The organism is Streptomyces sp. NPDC001858 (assembly GCF_053594615.1).
On the sequence record NZ_JBSFEV010000053.1, the window covers coordinates 1 to 15,905 of the forward strand.

Here is a 15,905-nt window from a genome sequence, read left to right on the forward strand (position 1 = left end):
CCCCGATACTGGATGTATCGGGGCGATCCCGACAACGCGGCGAGCGTGCGTGCCAGGCGTCGCCGGGCAGACGGGACTTTCGAAACACGCCCTAGCGCCAGGCCCACGACTGGTTGCCGTTGCCCGCGCACGCCCAGCCCTGGATCCGCTGACCGTCCTGGCCCGAGCCGGAGGCCTCCGCGTCCAGGCAGAAGCCGTCCGGGACGCTGACCAGCTGCGTGCCGCCGGCCGGGCCGGCGGCCCCGAGCTTCCACTTCTGCGAGGTCCGGCCGGCGCAGTCGGCGCCGCGGATCCCCTGGCCGTTCTGCGCGCTGCCGTCGGAGGTCAGACAGAGGTGGCTGTCCCGGTTGACCAGGACGTAATGGGCGCTCTGCCCGGGCACCGGATACAGCGCCCATGTCTGGTTGCCGGTGCTCGCGCACGTCCAGACCTGGATCGTCCGGCCCGAGCTGCCGGTGTCCGCGTCCAGACAGCGGGGCACCTCCTGGCCGTTGACGTTCTGCGTGACGGTGAGGCTGCCGGTCCTGACCGGTCCGCGCGGGCGGCTGTACAGGAGCGACTTGGTCTGCGCGTCGACCTCGCCGCTGGCGCTGATCCCGGCCGCGGTCTGGAAGACCTTGACCGCGGCGAGCGTCGTCGCGCCGAAGTTCCCGTCGACCGTGACCTGGAGGCCGTAGCCGTTGAGCAGGGTCTGCAGGACCTTGACGCACGCGCCCCGGGCCCCCGAGGCGAGTTGGTCCGCGCAGCCCGCGGCCCGGATGTCCGAGACCGCGGCCTCGGGGGTGGGCACCGTGGACTGCGACTTCTGCGGGCTCTTGGAAACCTCGATGCGGGTGGGCGAGGCCTCCGAGTTCGCCGAGGACGAGGTGCCGGGCGTCGAGGCCGGGTCGCCGATCACGGAAGCGGACGGGGCGGCCTGCGGCCCCGAATCGGCTGCCGTGGTCTCGTCGTCGTCCTGGGCCAGCATCGCCGCGGTGACGCCCCCGGCGGTCAGCGCGAGCACGGCGGCCACCGCCGCGGCGACCAGCAGCCTCTTTCTTCGCTTACTGGCACCAGTCGCGCCGGGCGCGCCGGGCGTGACGGGCGTGGAGGGCGTAAGGGGTGTGGCAGGGGCGGCAGAGGTGACGGACGGCTCGACGGGCGCGGGGGAGGGCGACGGGTCGGGCGCGTGGGGTGCGTCGGGCAGTCGTGCGAAGCTCACGCCCCGGGAGGGCCGGGGCGGGCTCGCGGCCGGGCCGGACAGCTGCTGGCCGATGGCCGTCCGGAAGACGACGTCCGGCGCGGGCCGTAGCTCGGGGTCCTTGTCCAGACAGGCGCGGACGAACGCGGCCAGGTCCGCGTCGACGGCCGCGACCTTTTCGAGGACGTTCTCCTGCGGCGGATCGAAGGCGACCCGGTGCAGGACGTCGACGCCGCTGCCCTGACCGAACGGCGGCGTCCCCGCGACGGCGTACGCGAGGGTGCAGGCCAGCGAGAAGACGTCGGACGCGGCCGTCACCTCCTTGCCCCGGACCTGCTCCGGGGACATGAAGGCCGGGGTGCCGACGTTCTGGCCCGTGGCGGTGATCGAGGTGCTGTCGGTGGCCTGGACGACCCCGAAGTCGATCACCCGGGCGCCGTCGGCCCCGAGGATCACATTGGACGGCTTGAGATCGCGATGGACGATGCCCTGCCGCCACACCGCCTCGACCGCCCGCCCCAGGTCGGCCACCAGCCGCCAGGCGCCCTCGGCGTCCAGCGGTCCACGCGCGTCGACGGCCTCGGCGAGCGTGGGCCCGGCTATGTACTCGGTGGCCACCCACACCAGGCCCTCGTCGCTGCCGCTGCCCAGCAGGCGCGCGGTGTGCGCCCCCTGGACCCGGCCGAGCGCGCTGATCTCGCGCTCGAAGCGCCTGCGGAACAGCGGGTCGTCCGCGTACTCGGGCCGGACCACCTTGACCGCGGCCCGGCCGGTGCCGCCGGTGGTGTCCCGGCCGAGGTAGACGCGGCCCATTCCGCCGCTGCCGAGCACCGACAGCAGGAGGTACGGGCCGACCTGCGCGGGGTCGCTCTTGCGCAACGGGACCACCGGCGGCGGTTCCATGCCCGCCGCCGCGTAGGCCAACTCGTCAGACCTGCTGCGGTTCTGGTCAGGCATCAAAATCCCGGTGTCTCGCGTGGTACATCTCGGCGCGAGAATACCGCAACAAGGTTTCGTAATCCCCGGCTTGCCCCCCTACTGGCGGGTCGGGGTACGACAGGGCAACCAGGTCGGTCCGCAGGGGCAGCGTCAGCCGCGGACCAGGTAGCCGAGTTCGGGGAAGTGGCGCTGGTAGGCGTCGAGGAGCCGCTTCGCGACGGCGTAGGAGTCGATCAGCGGATGGATGGTCAACGCCTTGACCGCGTGGGCGCGTTCGCCGGTGGCGGCGGCGTGGATGACGGCGTGCTCGACGGCCTTGACCGCGCACACCAGACCCTTGCCGTGGTCGGGCAGCGGGGCGCCGGCGATGGGCCGGGCGCCGTTGGCGTCGACATGGCAGGGGACCTCGACGACGTCGTCGTCATCGAGGACGTCGATCCGGCCGCGGCTGCGGACGTTGAGGATGAGGGAGACGCGCTCGTCCAGGGCGATGGCCCGCATCAGGGCGAGGGCCACCTGCTCGTAGCCGCCCGACTCCAGGTCGCAGGAGTCGCGTTCGCCCATGCCGACGGCGTCCCGGTTCTCGGCCATGTAGGTGATCTCGCGCTCCAGCCGGGTGGCGTCCCAGGCGTTCCAGGCGGCCCGCGCGCCGGGCGGTGCGCCCGCGGCCGTGCCCAAGGAGTCGTAGAAATGCTGCTGTTGGGAGTGCAGGAACGCGCCCCGGGTCTGCTCGGCGGCCAGTGCGGAGCCGACCGACTCGCGGTTGAAGTAGTAGTAGTGCAGGTATTCGTTGGGCAACGCCCCGAGCGTGCGCAGCAGTTCGGCGCCGAAGAGCTTGCCCTCCTCGAAGGAGGTCAGGGCCGTTTCGTCCGCGAACAGCGTCGGCAGCAGGTCCCGGCCGTCGGCGTACATGCCGCACAGCCAACCGAGGTGGTTGAGCCCGACGTAGTCCAGGCGGACGCGGGCCGGGTCGGCGCCGATCGCGCCGGCCGCCCGGCGGCCGAGACCCACCGGGGAGTCGCAGATGCCGATCACGCGGTCGCCGAGGTGGGCCGTCATGGCCTGGGTGACCATGCCGGCGGGGTTGGTGAAGTTGATCACCCAGGCGTCGGGCGCCAGGGCCGCGACCCGGCGGGCGATCTCCACCGCCACCGGGACCGTGCGCAGCCCGTAGGAGATGCCGCCCGCGCCGACGGTCTCCTGGCCCAGGACGCCTTCCTCCAGGGCGATCCGCTCGTCGGCGGCGCGTCCGCCGAGCCCGCCGACGCGGATGGCCGAGAACACGAAGTCGGCGCCGGTGACCGCCTCGTCGAGGTCCGTGGTCACGGTGACGACGGGGGCGTCCGGGTGCCCGGCGGCCTGGTCGGCGAGGACCTTGTGGATGGTGGCCAGCCGGGAGGCGTCGAGGTCGTACAGGGTCACCTCGGTGACGCGGCCCGCGCCGCGGTCGCCCAGCAGCGCGCGGTAGACCAGCGGGACCCGGAAGCCGCCGCCGCCCAGGATCGTGAGTCTCATACTTCGACCACCTCAACTCCCGCTTCACGCAGTCGATTACAGGTTTTCTCGTCCCCAGGCGCGTTGGTCACCACGATGTCCAGCTCCTCCGGTCCGCACACCCGGGCCATGCCGGTGCCCGGGAACTTGCCGGCGTCCGCCACCAGCACCACCTGGGCGCTCGCGGCGATCATCGCCCGCTTGACGGGCACCTCGACGGCGGTGGTGTCCAGCACCTGCCCGTCGGGGCGCAGCCCGCTGGTGCCGAGGAACAGCCGGTCGGCGTGGATCTGCCGCAGGTTGTCCTCGGTCAGGAAGCCCACCAGCGAGCGGTAGTCGCGCCGGACCACTCCGCCCAACAGGATCAACTGGACGTCCTTGTCGTCCTGGAGCTCCTCGTAGACGGCGAGATTGCTGGTGATCACGGTCAGGGACCGGCCGTGCAGATGACGCGCCACCCGGTGGGCGGTGGTGCCGATGTCGAGCAGCACCGTCTCGCCGTCCATGACGAGGTTTGCGCACCAGGCCGCGAGGGCGTCCTTCGCCTCGACCCGGACGGCGGCCACGTCGGCGAACGGATCGTCCTCGCCCAGCACGGGCGCGGCGCCGCCGTAGACGCGTTTGAGCAGGCCCTCCTCCTCCAGTTGGACGAGGTCGCGCCGGATGGTGGCCTGGCTGGCCCCGACCTTCTCGGCCAGGGCGACCGCCGAGGTGGGCCCGTCGGCACGGAGGACACGCAGGATCAGCTGATGTCTTCGGTCAGGGAGCATGCGGCAGACCATACTCGCGAACTCGCCAAACTCAAGCAAAGTCACGCATGAATGTCTCGATACGTGCTTGACCCTTGTCAAAGCTGCGCACCCGGTGCACTCTCTTGCGTAATTCAGCGCCAGGTCCGGACCCCACTCCGGTCGGCCGAAGCGGATGAACGGCGCATTGTGCCGCCATGAACGCATCGGCACCGTCTGAGAGGACCAGGTCAACAGCCCCGGGTGGCCGAAGGGTTCACCACACGCCGATGCCCTTCGGCCATCCGGCCCCCGCCGCGCCCCAGTCCCCTCTTTGACGTGCCGAAAACTAGGAGAAGACCGTGGACCTTTCCCGCAGACGATTCCTCCAGGCCGCCGTACTCACGGCCGCCGCGGCCGGCGCCACCGCAGCGTGCGGCGGCTCCGGGTCGAGCGGCAGCAAGGACAGCAAAAATCTGAGCCTCTGGTACTGGGCCGGCGGCCTGAGCGACAAGGTCGTCGCGGACGCCAAGACGCACTTCTCCGAGATCAGCCTCAAGACCTCCGTGGTCGGCGGCGACTTCAAGACCAAGCTGCTCACCGGCCTGCGGGCGGCGCAGTCCGCCCCGGACATCACCGGGATCAAGGGCGAGGACATCGCCTCCTTCCTACCGAACGCGAACCGCTTCGTCGATCTGAAGACCGTCGGCGCGGACAAGCTGGTCCCGGACTACCTGTCATGGAAGCTGAAGCAGGCCACCACCCAGGACGGCAAGCTCATCGGCTTCCCGATCGACATCGGCCCCTGCGCCACCTTCTACCGCGAGGACCTCTTCGCGCAGGCCGGACTGCCCACCGACCCCACCCAGGTCACCGCCCAACTGGGCACCTGGGAGGACTACTTCAAGGCCGGCGTCGAGCTGCACAAGGCCGTGCCCAAAACCTTCCTGGTCAACAACATCGGCTCGGTCTTCACCATGGTCGTCGGCCAGGGAACCCAGCGGTTCATCGACGAGGACGGCAAGTTCATCGGCGACCAGGACCACATCCGCACCGCCTGGACCACCGCGGTCAAGCCCTACACCCTCGGCATCGACGCCAAGATCAACGACAACACCTGGAACGCGGCGATCGGCGCCGGCACCCTGGGCACCGAGATCGGCGCCGCCTGGCACGCGCTGGACATCAGCAACGCGGCCCCGGGCACCAAGGGCAAGTGGCGGGTGGCGAGCCTGCCGGGCGGGCCGTCCAACCTCGGCGGGTCCTTCCTGGCCATCCCCGCGACCAGCGGAAACCCCGAAGAGGCCTTCAAGATCATCAGCTGGATCCTCAGCCCCGAGAACCAGGCCCGCGGCTTCACCGACGCGGCCCTGTTCCCGACCGCCCCGGCCGCCTACAAACTCCCCGCGCTGACCGGCGGCGACGCCTTCTTCGGCGGCCAGAAGACCATCGAGATCTTCGGCCCGGCGGCCGAGAAGATCCCCGCCGCCTACGAGGCCCCGGCCGACGCGGCGGTCTCGGCTCCCTACTACAGCGAGCTGACCAGCATCGAGGCCAAGGGCAAGGACCCGGACACGGCCTGGAAGGACGCCGTCAGCCAGGCCAAGAAGATCGCCCAGCGGCAGGGAGTGAAGTGACATGTCGTCAAGCCCGGTAGCCGGCCCGGCCGCCCCCGGACCGTCCCCCGGACCCGACGCCGGACCCGTCGGCCGGCCGGCCCGAGACCGCCCCAGCGGCGGTCCGGGCCGGCCCGGCCGCCGGATCCGGCCGGTGTCGGCCGGGGCCCGGCCCGGGCCCCGGCGGCGGGCCACCAGGTACTGGCCGCAGTACCTGGCCATCTCCCCGTACTACCTGCTCTTCTCGGTCTTCATGCTCTTCCCGGTGCTCTACACCGTGTTCCTGGCGTTCCACAAGTGGGACGGCATCGGGGACATGGAGTTCGTCGGGTTCCAGCAGTTCCGCTTCCTCTGGGACGACCCCGTCTTCTGGATGTCCATCCGCAACACCCTGGTCATCTGGGTGCTGTCCACGGTGCCGATGCTGATCCTGGCGCTGGTGCTCGCGGTGCTGGTGAACTCCACCAAGCGGCTCACCGCGTTCTACCGGGTCGCCCTGTTCATCCCCAGCATCACCTCGCTGGTGGCCATCGCGATCTTCTTCGGCGCGGTCTTCAGCAACAACTTCGGCCTGATCAACGCCATCCTGAAGTCACTGCACCTGTCGGCCGTGCCCTGGATGAGCAACGAGTGGACGATCAAGCTGGTGATCGCCGCCCTGATGACCTGGCAGTGGACCGGCTACAACGCGATCATCTACCTCGCCGGCCTCCAGGCGATCCCCTCGGAGCTCTACGAGGCCGCCCGGATGGACGGCGCCGGCCCGGTCCGGATCTTCTTCTCCATCACGATCCCGCTGCTGCGGCCCATCATCCTGTTCACCGTGGTGATCTCCACCGTCACCGGTCTGCAGAGCTTCACCGAACCACAGGTGCTGTTCGGCAGCGACGCGTCCACCAACCCCAACTCCGGCGGTCCGGGCCAGGCCGGTCTGACCACGTTGCTGTACTTCTACCACCAGGCCTTCGACAACAACGACTTCGGCTACGGGGCCGCGATCGTCTGGGCCTTCTTCCTGCTGATCCTGCTCATCGTCGTCGTCAACTGGCGCCTGGTGCAGCGTAAGGAGCGACGGTCGTGAACAGCCTCAATCGGAAGCGCGCCCGGGGTCTGGCCGTCCACGCCATCCTGATGACCGGCGTCGTCATCTCGGTGTTCCCGTTCTACTGGATCGTCGTCATGGCGACGAACACCTCGCAGGACATCTACAGCTACCCGCCCAAGCTGTGGTTCGGCGACAACCTGGTCACCAACGTCCAGCACCTGTTCGACAAGATGGATTTCTTCGGGTCGCTGTTCAACACGGTGATCGTGGCGGTCTGCACGACCGTGCTCGTGCTGTTCTTCGACTCCCTGGCGGCCTTCGCCTTCGCCAAGTACGACTTCCCCGGCAAGAAGATCCTGTTCGGCATCCTGCTGTCGATGTACATCCTGCCGACCCAGCTGGCGATCATCCCGCAGTACGAGATCATGGTGCAGCTGGGCTGGCTGGGCACGCTCAAGGCGCTGATCGTGCCCGCCGCGGCCAACGCCTTCGGCATCTTCTGGATGCGCCAGTACACCAGCACCAGCGTCCCCGACGAGCTGCTGGACGCGGCCCGGATGGAGGGCGCCGGCTTCTTCCGCCAGTACTGGCACGTGGTGCTGCCGTGCGTCCGGCCGGCGCTGGCGTTCCTCGGCATCTACACCTTCATCGCCGCCTGGAACGACTACATCCTGCCGTTGGTGATGCTGGTCAACCCCGACCGGCTCACCCTCCAGGTGGCGCTGGCCCAGCTGTACGCCGGTCACTCCACCGACTACAGCATGGTGATGGCCGGAGTGCTCCTGTCCGTCATCCCGCTGGTGCTGGTGTTCACCTTCTTCGCCCGCGGCTTCATCGCCGACGCCACGAAGGGAGCCCTGCGCTAGCGACGGCAGGTTCGCGGCACTGCGGCAGCGCCTACTCGACGTCGACCGGGCCGTCGTCGGACGACTTCTTCCCCCGGCCCGCGCGCAGTTCGAGCACGCCGTTGCCGCCGCCCTCCTCGGGGCGGCGGCCCTCGGTCGAGTCGCCGTTCAGGTTCTGGCGGACCGAGTCGAGGATCGTCAGGCCCTGGGACACCAGACCGGCGGCGATCTCGCCGAGGCCGTCCGCGCCGTTGAGGACGTTGACGTTGGCCCCGGCGAGCCCGCCGGCGGCCTCCTTCACGATCTGCGGGAGCTGGTCGATCAGCATCCGGTCGAGCGCCACCCGGTCGTAGGAGGCGGCCGCCTCGGCCTGGATCTTCATCCGCTGGGCGTCGGCGGCGGCCAGCACCCTGATCCGCTCGGCCTCGGCCTCGGCGGGCTTCACGATCTCGGCGACCAGCTGCTGCTGGCGCAGCTCGGCCTGGCGCAGCGCCAGTTCGGTCTGGGCGGCGAGCACCTCCTGCTGGGCGTGCGCCTGGGCCAGCGGTCCGGCCTGCGCGGCCTCGGCCTCGGCGCGGTTCACCTCGGCCGAGTACTCCGCCTTGACGATCGCGGTCTGCCGGGCGTACTCGGCCTGCTTACGGGCCGCCTCCTGCTCCGCTTCGGCCGCCGCCTGGGTGGCCTGCGCCTGCGCGATCTGGGCCTGCCGCTGGATGGCCGCCTTGTGCGGCGCCGACATCGCGTCGATGTAACCGGTGTCGCCGTCGTCGATCGACTGGATCTGCAGCGAGTCCACCGTCAGACCGATCTTCGCCATCTCGGTCTTGGAGGTGTCCAGGACCTCCGCGGCGAGCTTCTGCCGCTCGGTGACGATCTCCTCGACCGTCATCGAGCCGATGATCGACCGCAGATGGCCGGCGAAGATCCGCCCGGTCAGCACCGCCATCTGGTCCTGGTCGGAGAGGAAGCGCTGGCCCGCGTTGATGATGCTCTCGTGGTCGTTGCCGACCTTGAACGCGATGACCGCGCGGACGTGCAGCGCTATGCCCTGCCGGGTCACACAGGTCTCGGTGACCTCGGACTCGCACAGCGACAGGGTCAGGAAACGGGTCTTCCGGAAGATCGGGAGCACGAACTTGCCGTGCCCCGTCACCACTCGGAACGGCGCGCCCCCCAGTCCCCGCCGGCCCCCCGAGATCAGCATCGCCTCGTCGGGAGCGGGAACGCGGTAACCGAACATGTCTGTGTCTGCTCCTCAGTCTGCGTCGGCGAGATCGCCGAGCGCGTCCAACGGATCCGCCCACACGACGACGTCGACCGCACGGCAGCCGCGCGACTCGATCACGAGCACCGTCGTCCCCGTCGGCAGCGGATCCTCCGACCAGGCGAGAAACGTCTCGGAGCCGCCCCGGACCCGCACCAGGATCTCGCCGGGGCCCGCGGCACCGCGGGTTCCGACGAGCACCGTCCCCGTGCAGCCGATCACGGCCTCGTCCTGCGGCATCATCACCGGCCGTTCTGCCCCGCTCTGGCACACGGTGGCGACGATAGACCTGCCCGGGGCGGGGGTCGACGGGCTTGGTGATTCCTTGGAACGCCACAGGTCGGACCGTTGCTCAGCACCTTTGCGGAGCGAGTCGGCCGGGGCCCCCGGCCGGCTCAGGGGAGGACGCCGGCCGGGGTGCGCACGGCCTCACGCAGCCGGGCGGCGTCCTGGCTGGGCGGCGCGCCGAACTGGCGGCGGTACTCCCGGCTGAACTGCGACGGGTTGTCGTAGCCGACGCGGTGGCCGACCCCGGTGACATCGCCCGGGTGGGTGGCGAGCAGCAGCCGGGCCTCCTGCAGCCGGATCTGCTTCTGGAACTGGATGGGGCTCATCGCGGTCACCGCCTGGAAGTTGCGGTAGAAGGCGGAGACGCTCATCCCGGACAGCCGTGCCACGTCCTCGACCCGGAAGGGCTGCGCGTAGTGCTCGCGGATCCAGCGCACGGCCCGGGAGACATGGCTGAGGCTGCTGTCGGCCAGCCCGAGCTGACGAACCGCCGCCCCCTGCTCGCCGGTGATCACCCGCCACAGGATCTCGCGCTTGACCAGCGGGGCCAGCACGGCCCGGTCGCGGGGCTCGTCGAGCAGGCGCAGCAGCCGCACCCCCGCGTCGAGCAGCGCGGCCGGAGCGTCGCTCACGGCGATGCCCGACGGCGCGCCCCCGCCGGCACGGGGGCTGTCCCCGGGGCCGGCCTGCAGCAGCAGCTCGGCGACGGCGGACGGTTCCAGCACGAGACCGAATCCCAGCGCCGGCTTCTCGGGGTCGGCCTGGACGAACTGCCCGGTCACCGGCAGATCGACGGAGGCGACCAGGTACTGCCCGGGCCCGTACGCGTACACCCGCTCGCCGAGGGCGAGTCGCTTGGCGCCCTGGGCGATGACCGCCAGCACCGTGCCGGACATCGAGGGGGACGGCGGATCGGGCCGGTCGACCTTCGAGATGAGGAGGCCGTCGATGGCGGTGGTCCAGTCGGGACGGGCGTGCCGGGCCAGCAGGCTGCGCAGCTCTTCGAGGTAGGCGAGGTGCATGCGTCCATTGCAGCACCGCTTCGCACTGCGGCTCCCGTGTCCGCGAGGATCGTGCAAGTACCGGCGAGCATCGTTCTAACGTTTCCGCAGGTCAGCTCGGTTGAATGGAATCACTCCACTCCATCACCGAGAAACGGGAAGCCAATGATCGTCACCTACGGTTTCACCGCCGCGCTCACCGCCAAGGCGGGAATGGGCGACCGGCTGGTCGAGCTGCTGCTGACCGGCCTGGACGAGGGCAGCCCCGGCGCGAGCGAACACTGCGTCGTCTACCTCGTCTCCCGTTCCGCGTCCGACCCCGACGTCGTCCACGTCACCGAGGGCTGGACCAGCGAGGCGGACCACCACCGGATCTTCGCGGGCGAGGCCGCCCAGGCCATCGTCGCGCGGATCGACGGACTGCTGGCCGGGGAGCCCGAGTACACCGACCACGTCCCGGTCCGCGGCAAGGCCGCGTTCTGACCCGACCGTCCGCCACCACTCCACCACACCCTGAAAGGTCGCGACCATGACCCCGGCTCGCCCCGCCCTGGACCCCGAACTGCGTGAGCTGCTCACCGACATGCCCCTCATGTCCGAGCTCGGCCCGGAGATCCTCGCGCAACTGCGCCGGCTCCCGCCGACGCCCGTCGAGCCCCTCCTCGCCCACCGGCAGGTCGACCGGCGCGAGGTCACCGTGCCCGCCAAGGACGGCGCCTCGATCCCGCTGTCGGTGTTCAGCCCCGCGAACACCGATCGCACCACCGGCGCACCCTGCGTCTACTGGATGCACGGCGGCGGGATGGTCATGGGCGACCGCTTCTCGCAGCTCGACATCCCCCTGGAGTGGCTGGACGAGTTCGGCGCGGTCGTGGTCTCCGTGGACTACCGGCTCGCACCCGAGGCCACCGGCACCGCCCTGGTCGAGGACTGCTACGAGGGCCTGCTGTGGGTCGCCGGACACGCCGCCGAACTGGGCGTCGACCCCGCCCGGATCATCGTCGCGGGCGCCAGCGCGGGCGGCGGCCTCGCCGCAGGGGTCGCCCTGCTGGCCCGCGACCTCGGCACCCCGGCGATCGCCGCGCAGCTGCTCATCTGCCCCATGCTCGACCACCGCAACACCAGCACCTCCAGCCGCCAGTACTCCGGCGAGCCCGGCGTGTGGACCCGCGAGACGAACGCGTTCGCATGGCGTGCCGTCCTCGGCGACCCCACCGGCCAGGAGGTGCCCGAGTCCGTCTCACCCGCGCTGGCCGACGACCTCTCCGGCCTGCCGACCGCCTACATCGACACCGGTTCCGCCGAGGTCTTCCGCGACGAGGACACCGACTACGCCACCCGCATCTGGGCGGCCGGCGGCCAGGCCGAACTCCATGTCTGGGCGGGCGGCTTCCACGGCTTCGACGCCCTGTACCCGCAGGCCCGCATCTCGGCCGCGGCCCGCCGAGCCCGCACCGCCTGGCTGACCCGGCTCCTGCTGCCGGTCACCACCGCATAGCGCCACCGCCCACCCCCGATCACCCTCGCGCATCGCACACCAGGAGGAACACCATGAACGTCGCCGTCGTCACGGGCGCCGGCTCCGGCATCGGACGAAGCGCCGCGATCGAGATCGCCCGACGCGGAACCGGAGTCATCCTCACCTACAGCACCAACCCGCAAGGAGGCCTGGAGACGGTCGCCACCATCGAGAAGGACGGCGGCACGGCCGTCGCCCTCCCGCTGGACGTCGGCGAAGCGGGCGCCTTCGCGGCCTTCCGCGACACGGTGACCGACGTGCTGCGCGACACCTGGCAGCGCGACACTTTCGACCACCTGGTCAACAACGCCGGTTTCGCGCAGACGTCGTTGATCGAGGACACGACCGAGGAGATGTTCGACAGGCTCATGCGCGTCCTGCTCAAGGGCCCGTACTTCCTGACGCAGCAGCTGCTGCCCCTGATGGCGGACGGCGGGGCCATCGTCAACACCAGCAGCAACTCGGCGACGGCGACGACCGGACTGGAGCCGGGCTACTCCGCCTACGCCTCGATGAAGGGCGGACTGGACGTGCTGACCCGGTACATGGCCAAGGAGTTCAGCCCGCGCGGCATCCGCGTCAACGCCGTCTCGCCGGGGTCCACCCGCACCCGGATCGCCGACGACGCCTTCACCCGGTTCCCCGAGGTCGTCCCGGCCCTCGCCGCCAAGACCGCCCTCGGCCGGGTCGGCGAACCCGACGACATCGGCGCGATGATCGCCACCCTGCTCTCCGACGAGAGCCGCTGGGTCACCGCACAGAACATCGAGGTATCGGGCGGCTACCACCTCTAGACGCCATGCTCGACGGCGGGAACGACTCTGCCGCCGTGCGGAGACGGGAAGGTCCGCACGGCGGCAGCGTCCGGCCGGCCCACAGGACCGTACTGGGGCCGACACGTCAGGGGGGTGGAGTGGTCAGGGGTGGGGGTGGTCAGGGGTGGGGTGGTCAGGGGCGGCTGGTGAGGTAGCCGCCCATCGACGTGAAGTACTCCGCCGCGGTCAACTCCTTGCCTTCCTCGGTCCGTACGCGCGTGATGGCGAGGCCCCGGTTGCGCCCGGTGCGGGCGTCGGCGCCGGCGACGATCACCACGCCCTCGCCCTCGCGGTAGAAGATCCGGCTGTGCGTCACGACCAGTGCCACGTCGTGCTCGGAGTCCAGGAGGGCTTGCAGGGTGCGGTGCCCCCAAGTCTGCTACCCGAACATGACGACCCGCATGGGGTTCCTCCTCTAGGCAGCGACCGACCGGCGGCAAGTAAAGCAAGGCTTGCCTTACTTTTCAATGGGCATGCATTGCCTTGCAGTTGGTGGGCCGGTCTGCGGGTCGCCCCCCCTGTCGACAGCCTCACAAGGCTAGCTTAGGCTCACCTAAGTTAGCGGTGTGCCGCTCCGTCGGCATGCCCACCCTGCGTACTTTCCCCACGCCTGACAGGCGTCTGCCCCGCACGATGGGAGAGACATGTCACAGGTTCAGCCTGGTGACGCATCACTGGTCCACGACCTCATTGGCATCGGCTTCGGACCGTCCAATGTGGCCATGGCGATCGCGATCAGCGAGCACAACGCACGCGCCGACGAGCACGAGGCGGTCACCGCCCACTTCTTCGAGCAGCAGCCGCGGTTCGGCTGGCACCGAGGGATGCTGATCGACGACGCGACCATGCAAGTGTCCTTCCTCAAGGACCTGGTGACGCTCCGGAACCCGGCCAGTGAGTTCAGCTTCCTGTGCTACCTGCAGAGCAAGGGACGCCTGATCGACTTCATCAACCACAAGAGCCTCTTCCCGCTGCGCGTGGAGTTCCACGACTACTTCGAGTGGGCCGCCGCCAAGGTCGAGGACATGGTCTCCTACGGCCACGAGGTCGTCGGCGTCGCGCCGGTCGAGCGCGCCGGAACCGTGGACCACCTGGAAGTGACGGTCCGGTCGGGAGAGGGGCTCGCGGTCCACCGCGCCCGCAACCTCGTCATCGGCACCGGACTGCGTCCGCTCATGCCGGAGGGCGTGGAGCGCGGCGAGCGCGTCTGGCACAACTCCGAACTGCTGGCGAAGGTCGACGGTCTGGAGGGCACCGCACCCTCGCGGTTCATCGTCGTGGGAGCCGGGCAGAGCGCCGCCGAGAGCGTCGCCTACCTGCACCGGCGCTTCCCCGAGGCCGAGATCTGCGCGGTCTTCTCCCGCTACGGCTACAGCCCCGCCGACGACAGCGGCTTCGCCAACCGGATCTTCGACCCGGAGGCCGTCGACGAGTACTTCGCGGCGCCCGCCGACGTCAAGCGCCGGCTGATGGACTACCACGGCAACACCAACTACTCCGTGGTGGACATCGACCTGATCGACGACCTGTACCGGCAGATGTACCGGGAGAAAGTGCTCGGCACCGAGCGGCTGAGGTTCATCAACATCTCCCGGCTGACCGGCGTCGAGGAGACCCCGGACAAGGCCTACGCCCTGGTGAAATCCCTGGTCACCGGCGAGGAGGCCACGTTGGCCGCCGACGTGGTGGTGTTCGCCACGGGGTACAGCCAGGCCGACCCGCTGGGCCTGCTCGGCGAGGTCGCCGACCGCTGCCTGCGCGACGAGGCGGGCAACGTCCGGGTCGAGCGCGACTACCGCCTCACGACCGACCCCGAGCTGCACTGCGGCATCTATCTGCAGGGCGGCACGGAGCACACGCACGGGATCACCTCGTCCCTGCTGTCCAACACGGCGATCAGAGTCGGCGAGATCCTGGACTCGCTCCTCGACCGTGGTCTCAAGTCCGCCTTCGACGAGGCCCGTTCGGTCATCGACGGCACCGGCAGCCCGGCCCGCTAGGGCCTGTCCTGGCCCCTGGGGCGCCGAGCGGCTCTTCTGCGTGGCGGGCCGCCGGCAGGGCGACGGGGTGGGCGCACGGCTCATGACCGCCGTCGTCACCCGGCCGGCGCGCAGTCCCTGACGGCCCTGTACACGGCCACCGTGGGCAGCGGCGGGCTCCTCCTGCGCCACGGATTCACCCCGGCGTCCCCGCGGACGGCGCCGCCCGCCTGGACCAGGTCCCTGGAACCGCGCCGCGGCGCGCCCGGGTGCCGGCCCGGTCCTGTAGGAGTCAGGAATCCTGCTCCGGCTCGTCGTCCGGGACCACCGTCGTGCCGGGGCCGGTCCGGTCGAGGAGCCCGCGCAGCAGGGCGTGCGGCTCCCGGCCGTCGATGACCTGCGCCCGGCGCACTCCGGACCGGACGGCCCGCAGACAGCCCTCCATCTTCGGCAGCATCCCGCTCGCCAGCCCCGGCAGCATCGCGTCCAGCTCGGTGACGGTCAGCCGCTCGACCACCTCGGTGCTGTGCGGCCAGTCCGCGTACAGCCCCGCCACATCGGTGAGCACGACGAGCCGTTCGGCGTCGAGCGCCGTGGCCAGCGCGGACGCCGCGAGATCGGCGTTGACGTTGTAGACCTCGCCGGCCGTGCCGCGGGCCACCGGTGACAGCACCGGGATGCGCCCCTGGTCCAGCAGGGCGCGCACGGTGTCCGGGTTCACGTCCACGATGTCGCCGACGAGGCCGATGTCCACCGGGCGGCCGTCCACCCAGGCCGGCCGCCGCCGCGCGGTCATCGTGTGCGCGTCCTCGCCCGTCATGCCCACGGCGAAGGGGCCATGGGCGTTGATGCAGCCCACCAGTTCCCGCTGCACCCGCCCGGTGAGCACCATGCGGACGACTTCCATGGTCTCCGGAGTCGTCACACGCAGCCCCGCCTCGAAGCGGACCTCCAGGCCGAGGCGGTCCAGCATGGCGCTGATCTGGGGCCCGCCGCCGTGCACGACGACCGGACGCAGCCCGGCCCGCCACAGTTCCACGACGTCCTCGGCGAACGCGCGCTGCAGGCTCGCGTCCACCATGGCGTTGCCGCCGTACTTGACGACGACCACGCTGCCGCGCAGCTCCGGCGGCCAGGGAGAGGACCCGAGGGATTCCCGGGCGGCGGTCACAGTCACGGAGCCACTCCATTC

14 protein-coding genes and 1 pseudogene are annotated in these 15,905 nt (G+C 70.5%); 7 read left to right on the forward strand and 8 right to left on the reverse strand.

Translation table 11 applies throughout. The features are described 5' to 3' along the window. Nucleotides 1-91: 91 nt before the first annotated feature. From ACWCPF_RS41010 to ACWCPF_RS41020, 3 genes are all read right to left on the reverse strand, one after another. Nucleotides 92-2,137 (reverse strand): protein kinase domain-containing protein, encoded by a 2,046-nt coding sequence (locus tag ACWCPF_RS41010; protein WP_451050237.1) that lies wholly within the window; start codon nt 2,135-2,137, stop codon nt 92-94. A gap of 132 nt (nt 2,138-2,269) precedes the next feature. Continuing rightward, entirely contained in the window at nt 2,270-3,634 is a 1,365-nt protein-coding gene (locus tag ACWCPF_RS41015) for a 6-phospho-beta-glucosidase (RefSeq protein ID WP_451050238.1), read from the reverse strand. Then, nucleotides 3,631-4,383: a DeoR/GlpR family DNA-binding transcription regulator gene (locus tag ACWCPF_RS41020; RefSeq protein WP_451050239.1), complete on the reverse strand. Its 753-nt coding sequence runs from the start codon at nt 4,381-4,383 to the stop codon at nt 3,631-3,633. The genes ACWCPF_RS41015 and ACWCPF_RS41020 overlap by 4 nt, the downstream gene beginning before the upstream one ends. 320 nt (nt 4,384-4,703) lie before the next feature. On the opposite strand from ACWCPF_RS41020, the gene ACWCPF_RS41025 reads away from it, so the two are divergent. Genes ACWCPF_RS41025 through ACWCPF_RS41035 form a run of 3 tightly spaced genes read left to right on the forward strand, consistent with a single transcriptional unit; the run spans nt 4,704 to nt 7,868 of the window. After that, nucleotides 4,704-5,978 carry an extracellular solute-binding protein gene (locus tag ACWCPF_RS41025; protein ID WP_451050240.1) on the forward strand — a complete coding sequence of 425 codons (1,275 nt, stop codon included), beginning with the start codon at nt 4,704-4,706 and terminating at the stop codon, nt 5,976-5,978. 1 nt (nt 5,979) lies between these two features. Then, entirely contained in the window at nt 5,980-7,038 is a 1,059-nt protein-coding gene (locus ACWCPF_RS41030) for a carbohydrate ABC transporter permease (protein ID WP_451050241.1), read from the forward strand. Between the two features lie 50 nt (nt 7,039-7,088). After that, entirely contained in the window at nt 7,089-7,868 is a 780-nt protein-coding gene (locus ACWCPF_RS41035; RefSeq protein ID WP_451050271.1) for a carbohydrate ABC transporter permease, read from the forward strand. A 31-nt stretch (nt 7,869-7,899) separates the two neighbouring features. Here ACWCPF_RS41035 and ACWCPF_RS41040 read toward each other — a convergent pair whose 3' ends face one another. The 3 genes from ACWCPF_RS41040 to ACWCPF_RS41050 form a co-directional block, all read right to left on the reverse strand. After that, entirely contained in the window at nt 7,900-9,087 is a 1,188-nt protein-coding gene (locus ACWCPF_RS41040) for a flotillin family protein (RefSeq protein WP_451050242.1), read from the reverse strand. 15 nt (nt 9,088-9,102) lie between these two features. Further along, the gene (locus ACWCPF_RS41045) at nt 9,103-9,351 is read right to left on the reverse strand and encodes a hypothetical protein (RefSeq protein WP_451050272.1); all 249 of its coding nucleotides are present in this window, start codon (nt 9,349-9,351) and stop codon (nt 9,103-9,105) included. A gap of 155 nt (nt 9,352-9,506) precedes the next feature. Then, on the reverse strand, nt 9,507-10,421 hold the full coding sequence (locus ACWCPF_RS41050; RefSeq protein ID WP_451050243.1) for an AraC family transcriptional regulator: 915 nt from the start codon (nt 10,419-10,421) through the stop codon (nt 9,507-9,509). 144 nt (nt 10,422-10,565) lie between these two features. Here ACWCPF_RS41050 and ACWCPF_RS41055 point away from each other — a divergent pair, with 144 nt between their 5' ends. Genes ACWCPF_RS41055 through ACWCPF_RS41065 form a run of 3 tightly spaced genes read left to right on the forward strand, consistent with a single transcriptional unit; the run spans nt 10,566 to nt 12,713 of the window. Next, nucleotides 10,566-10,883, forward strand: coding sequence for a putative quinol monooxygenase (locus ACWCPF_RS41055; protein WP_451050244.1), 318 nt, complete (start codon nt 10,566-10,568; stop codon nt 10,881-10,883). A 46-nt stretch (nt 10,884-10,929) separates the two neighbouring features. Then, nucleotides 10,930-11,898, forward strand: a complete 969-nt coding sequence (locus tag ACWCPF_RS41060) for an alpha/beta hydrolase fold domain-containing protein (RefSeq protein WP_451050245.1) — start codon at nt 10,930-10,932, stop codon at nt 11,896-11,898. Nucleotides 11,899-11,951: 53 nt separating this feature from the next. Next, nucleotides 11,952-12,713: an SDR family NAD(P)-dependent oxidoreductase gene (locus ACWCPF_RS41065; protein ID WP_451050246.1), complete on the forward strand. Its 762-nt coding sequence runs from the start codon at nt 11,952-11,954 to the stop codon at nt 12,711-12,713. A gap of 154 nt (nt 12,714-12,867) precedes the next feature. On the opposite strand, the pseudogene ACWCPF_RS41070 reads toward ACWCPF_RS41065, so the two are convergent. Then, nucleotides 12,868-13,047: pseudogene (locus tag ACWCPF_RS41070) on the reverse strand (methionyl-tRNA formyltransferase); the annotation flags it as partial. A 331-nt stretch (nt 13,048-13,378) separates the two neighbouring features. Here ACWCPF_RS41070 and ACWCPF_RS41075 point away from each other — a divergent pair. Further along, nucleotides 13,379-14,734: a lysine N(6)-hydroxylase/L-ornithine N(5)-oxygenase family protein gene (locus ACWCPF_RS41075; protein ID WP_451050247.1), complete on the forward strand. Its 1,356-nt coding sequence runs from the start codon at nt 13,379-13,381 to the stop codon at nt 14,732-14,734. Nucleotides 14,735-15,005: 271 nt separating this feature from the next. Here the strand turns inward: ACWCPF_RS41075 and argB are convergent, their stop codons facing one another. Further along, nucleotides 15,006-15,884, reverse strand: a complete 879-nt coding sequence (argB, locus tag ACWCPF_RS41080) for an acetylglutamate kinase (RefSeq protein ID WP_451050273.1) — start codon at nt 15,882-15,884, stop codon at nt 15,006-15,008. Nucleotides 15,885-15,905 lie beyond the last annotated feature (21 nt).

What these genes read in the sequence shown, in the direction of transcription:
- ACWCPF_RS41020 (WP_451050239.1), bottom strand. Translation starts at nt 4,383, where the DNA reads ATGCTCCCTGACCGAAGACATCAGCTGATCCTGCGTGTCCTCCGTGCC.
- ACWCPF_RS41075 (WP_451050247.1), top strand. Translation starts at nt 13,379, where the DNA reads ATGTCACAGGTTCAGCCTGGTGACGCATCACTGGTCCACGACCTCATT.
- ACWCPF_RS41030 (WP_451050241.1), top strand. Translation starts at nt 5,980, where the DNA reads ATGTCGTCAAGCCCGGTAGCCGGCCCGGCCGCCCCCGGACCGTCCCCC.
- ACWCPF_RS41010 (WP_451050237.1), bottom strand. Translation starts at nt 2,137, where the DNA reads ATGCCTGACCAGAACCGCAGCAGGTCTGACGAGTTGGCCTACGCGGCG.
- ACWCPF_RS41060 (WP_451050245.1), top strand. Translation starts at nt 10,930, where the DNA reads ATGACCCCGGCTCGCCCCGCCCTGGACCCCGAACTGCGTGAGCTGCTC.
- ACWCPF_RS41065 (WP_451050246.1), top strand. Translation starts at nt 11,952, where the DNA reads ATGAACGTCGCCGTCGTCACGGGCGCCGGCTCCGGCATCGGACGAAGC.
- ACWCPF_RS41035 (WP_451050271.1), top strand. Translation starts at nt 7,089, where the DNA reads ATGACCGGCGTCGTCATCTCGGTGTTCCCGTTCTACTGGATCGTCGTC.
- ACWCPF_RS41045 (WP_451050272.1), bottom strand. Translation starts at nt 9,351, where the DNA reads ATGCCGCAGGACGAGGCCGTGATCGGCTGCACGGGGACGGTGCTCGTC.
- ACWCPF_RS41055 (WP_451050244.1), top strand. Translation starts at nt 10,566, where the DNA reads ATGATCGTCACCTACGGTTTCACCGCCGCGCTCACCGCCAAGGCGGGA.
- ACWCPF_RS41015 (WP_451050238.1), bottom strand. Translation starts at nt 3,634, where the DNA reads ATGAGACTCACGATCCTGGGCGGCGGCGGCTTCCGGGTCCCGCTGGTC.
- ACWCPF_RS41040 (WP_451050242.1), bottom strand. Translation starts at nt 9,087, where the DNA reads ATGTTCGGTTACCGCGTTCCCGCTCCCGACGAGGCGATGCTGATCTCG.
- ACWCPF_RS41050 (WP_451050243.1), bottom strand. Translation starts at nt 10,421, where the DNA reads ATGCACCTCGCCTACCTCGAAGAGCTGCGCAGCCTGCTGGCCCGGCAC.